This window comes from Vibrio xiamenensis, from assembly GCF_900100015.1.
Taxonomy (GTDB): Bacteria; Pseudomonadota; Gammaproteobacteria; order Enterobacterales; family Vibrionaceae; genus Vibrio; species Vibrio xiamenensis.
Genome location: NZ_FNDD01000070.1, coordinates 1 through 3,605, shown reverse-complemented (window position 1 = coordinate 3,605; position 3,605 = coordinate 1). Strand labels below are relative to the sequence as shown.

The following is a 3,605-nucleotide window of genomic DNA, read 5'->3' as shown; positions in this document are numbered from 1 at the left end:
GAGAGATGGCTGAGTGGTTGAAAGCACCGGTCTTGAAAACCGGCATACGTTAATAGCGTATCTAGGGTTCAAATCCCTATCTCTCCGCCACTATTTAGAAAAGCCCGCTAAGATTAGCGGGCTTTTTGCATTTCTAAGGTTTTAAATTTCCGACTTAAACCTTCGCGGCCTCAGTGGTTGCTTACTGCTATTTAGATGCGAGTGGTTTTTTCATACTCACGCTCTGTTGTGAGGTGGCTTGTGTCCAGCCCGGATGCTTAATGTTCATGACATAAGTCAGCACGTAATAAACCCCAGCGCCAATCGCCATTGAAACAATCACCCCAAGGTTTGCTGTGGCAAATACGCTATGACGTGTTTCTTCGGTCAGTAAAAATCCGACCAAATGGGCGATGTACGGATCACCGGAGGTGATCAAACCTGCGCCAACTACCGCCGCAAGACCGAGTGAAAGCAGCGCTGTCCAGCGTCCACTGCAACCCCCATTACCTGCTTGATTGGCCATACTAGTATCCCAACCTAAGTCGCGTTGACGTTTAAAATCGACCAGTTGAATAGCGCCCATCGGGCCAATAACCACGGCAATCGAGGCCAAAAATGATTGGAATGTGGCCAGAAACGAGTCAGAGATAAACATCAAATAAAAAGCGCCAAAACCGATAATCAAAGCGTTGATCGCGGTAGTGACGGCGCGGCTGGCCGGAATTCCAAGTGCCAATAACGCGAGCCCTGAGCTGTAGACGCCGGTAATCGCCGCCGAAAGCAATGAAATAATGATCACGATTGAAAAGGGCACATAGAACCAAAATGGTAATAAATCCGTGAGCGCTTCAATTGGTGCACTGGAGGCAGCGGCGCTAAGTGTTGGATTGCTATCGGCCAAAAATACCCCTAAGACCAGTAAAATGCTCACTGGTAGCGAGATGCCAGATGTTGTCCAAAAAATTACTTTCGATGCCGGAGTGTTGCTTGGTAAGTAGCGGGCAAAATCACCACCGTAGTTAAGAAAGCCAAGGCCGACCATGGTCATCGCCATCACCACACCGCCAATATAGGTGAAGAAACTGCCTGAACTGGCGTGGCCAAGTTCGCTCCAGTGGATATGTGGAAGGATTAAAGCAATAAAAATTAGGCTCATAAATCCGGTTAACCACGCGATGTATTTTTCCACTTTCATGATCAATTGATGGCCGTAAATCGCCACCGACATGGTGATCGCAAGGCTTAAAATAAACCAGCCAACGATGCAGCTAATGGTTGGTTTGCCATCGGCTAAGGCAAATGCGCTTGGCCACAGTTTGGCGAACAGATAGGCGCCAGTGGTGGATGCAAGCGTAATGATAGTGATTTTCCAGCCCATGTTTGAGATGTAGGCAAATAGAGTCGGGAATTTATTACCGTGATAACCAAAGCAGAAACGCGTTTGGGTTAGCGTCGGTAAGCCGGTTCTTGGCCCGCCAACGGCCAATATTCCGACCAGAAAGCTGGATACCAAATAGCCGATGATACCGGCAGAAATTGCTTGAAATACGCTCAAGCCAAGGGAGTAGACATAGATGCCATAAGTTAAGCCGAGTATTGATACGTTCCAAGAAAACCAAATTGGAAATAGCCCGGCGGCGCTGCCGTAACGCTCGGCGCTACTTACCGCGTTCACGCCATTGGATTCGACTTTTATCGCCCCGCCTGACGATGTGTTTTGAACAGACTGTGTCATTACAATTATCCTCCTGATAAATTACGCCGCATTCATTGCAGCGGTGGCAAGTGCCAGTTCAATCATTTGATTTAGGGTGGTTTCGCGCTCGCTGGCACTGGTTTGTTCGCCGCTAAAGCTATTGACGCTGGCCGTCAGAATGCTTAACGCTCGCGCTCGGTATTGCGCCGCGATGGTGTAGAGCGCGCTGGTTTCCATTTCCACCGCTAATATGTTCATTTTGCGCAGTGCCGGCAGCATGTCCTGTGGTTTGTCGTACAACAAATCGTTGGAGAAAGTGTTGCCGAAATGCGCTTTGATTTGATGATCTTGCGCGGCTTGCCAACAGCTGCGCAGCAAGTCAAAGTCGGGCACAGCGGCATAATCATAACCCGCAAAACGTTGGCGGTTGACCGCTGAAGAGGTACCAGCACCGGTGGCAACGATGACATCACGCATATTGACTGATTCATCCACTGCGCCGCAGGTGCCGACGCGAATCAAATTCTTCACCCCAAACTCATTGATCAGTTCATGGACATAAATGGAGATGGATGGAATCCCCATACCATGAGCCATGACAGAGATGCGTTTGTCCTGATACCAACCGGTATAACCATACATGTTGCGCACATCGCAGATGCGCTTGGCGTCAGTTAAATAGGTATTAGCAATATGCTGGGCCCGTAACGGGTCACCAGGCATGATCACTGTGTCGGCGAAATCACCGTTTTCGGCGTTAATATGTGGGGTCACGACGGCATCTCCTAATGCAAGCAGTTTGTTCCACCATAGAAAGAGCGCATGATTAAAAAAAAGGCAAATGTCCGACTGCACATAACCAAGATCACAAAAATGAGCGCGACTTGTTAAAACTGAGTTACATGAGTGTTTTAGCGCAGTGTCGAGAGACTTTTTTGAACTGATTCACATTTATTGACGGATTTCTCTGTTAAAAAATTTACTCTTAAGCATCGAAACCAAGCCTCATTGACGCAAAGCAATGCGTTAATGATACGTAAAAGAGGCGCTGAAATAGCCATAATGCTTTGGTTTTACAATCCATTTTCTGCGTTTATTGATTGAGGAACGGACTCAATGGAGACCATTCAACACATCGCTGAGCACGGTTATCAAACCTTATGTCGCTTGATTGACTCAATGTCACTTAAGCAAAAGACTTTTGAACCCTGTGAGTATATTTTGCAACAAGGGGAGCCCATAACTTGCTTGTATTGGATAATACTCGGCGAATACACCATGCATTACAGTGCCGAAAACGGCAAAACATTTAGCCTCGGCCAGCGTTTTGTCAGTAACTGCATTATTGGTGAATTGGAATATTTAACCCATACGCCAAGCCAGTTTTCTGTGGTGGCTAATGAGCGTATGGACGTCAAAGTGATTCCTTTGATGGTCATGAATCAGATTCTGAGTACCCACGCCGAAGTCGGTGTTTGGCTAAGTCAGTTACTTTCGAAAAGCTATCAAACGGGTATGGCTCGTACCATGGAGCGTTTTCTTCAGCCGCTAGTGTTCAACATTGCTGCAGATATTTACCAGCGTTATCAGCAAAACCAGCCTTTGGTCGATTTTGGACAGGTATTTCGCGAGGCGGAGCGTTTTGGTTGCTCAGAACGCGCTTATCGCCGCGCGATAACTCAGTTGATAGAAGAGGATTATATTCACAAACAGGCGGACGGGTATTTTATCCATGATGTCAGCAAGTTTAATCGCTTGCTCAAACTTGCTGCGCCGCATTGTGTGTAATGTGGCGTTGTCATTGCCATCGATATCAAAAAGCCCACTAAAGTGCAATGTAGATCAGATAAGGAGCGGTTGACCGATCTTTCTGATAAGAGACAATCGGAGACCTGTTTATAGGTCTTCGATTTTTTATGTCTATCCA

At 47.1% G+C, this 3,605-nt stretch carries 3 protein-coding genes; 1 reads left to right on the top strand and 2 read right to left on the bottom strand.

Annotation, left to right across the window (positions count from 1 at the left end; genetic code table 11):
- Positions 1-187: 187 nt before the first annotated feature.
- Positions 188-1,717: a purine-cytosine permease family protein gene (locus tag BLS03_RS25175; protein ID WP_093279584.1), complete on the bottom strand. Its 1,530-nt coding sequence runs from the start codon at positions 1,715-1,717 to the stop codon at positions 188-190.
- 21 nt (positions 1,718-1,738) lie between these two features.
- Complete coding sequence (gene deoD, locus BLS03_RS25170; protein ID WP_281241249.1) at positions 1,739-2,476, bottom strand: purine-nucleoside phosphorylase; 738 nt, start codon at positions 2,474-2,476, stop codon at positions 1,739-1,741.
- 318 nt (positions 2,477-2,794) lie between these two features.
- Between deoD and BLS03_RS25165 the strand changes: the two genes are divergently transcribed.
- On the top strand, positions 2,795-3,466 hold the full coding sequence (locus tag BLS03_RS25165) for a Crp/Fnr family transcriptional regulator (RefSeq protein WP_093279582.1): 672 nt from the start codon (positions 2,795-2,797) through the stop codon (positions 3,464-3,466).
- Positions 3,467-3,605 lie beyond the last annotated feature (139 nt).

Coding starts and splice junctions, on each gene's coding strand:
- BLS03_RS25175 (WP_093279584.1), bottom strand. CDS start 1,717: ATGACACAGTCTGTTCAAAACACATCGTCAGGCGGGGCGATAAAAGTC.
- BLS03_RS25165 (WP_093279582.1), top strand. CDS start 2,795: ATGGAGACCATTCAACACATCGCTGAGCACGGTTATCAAACCTTATGT.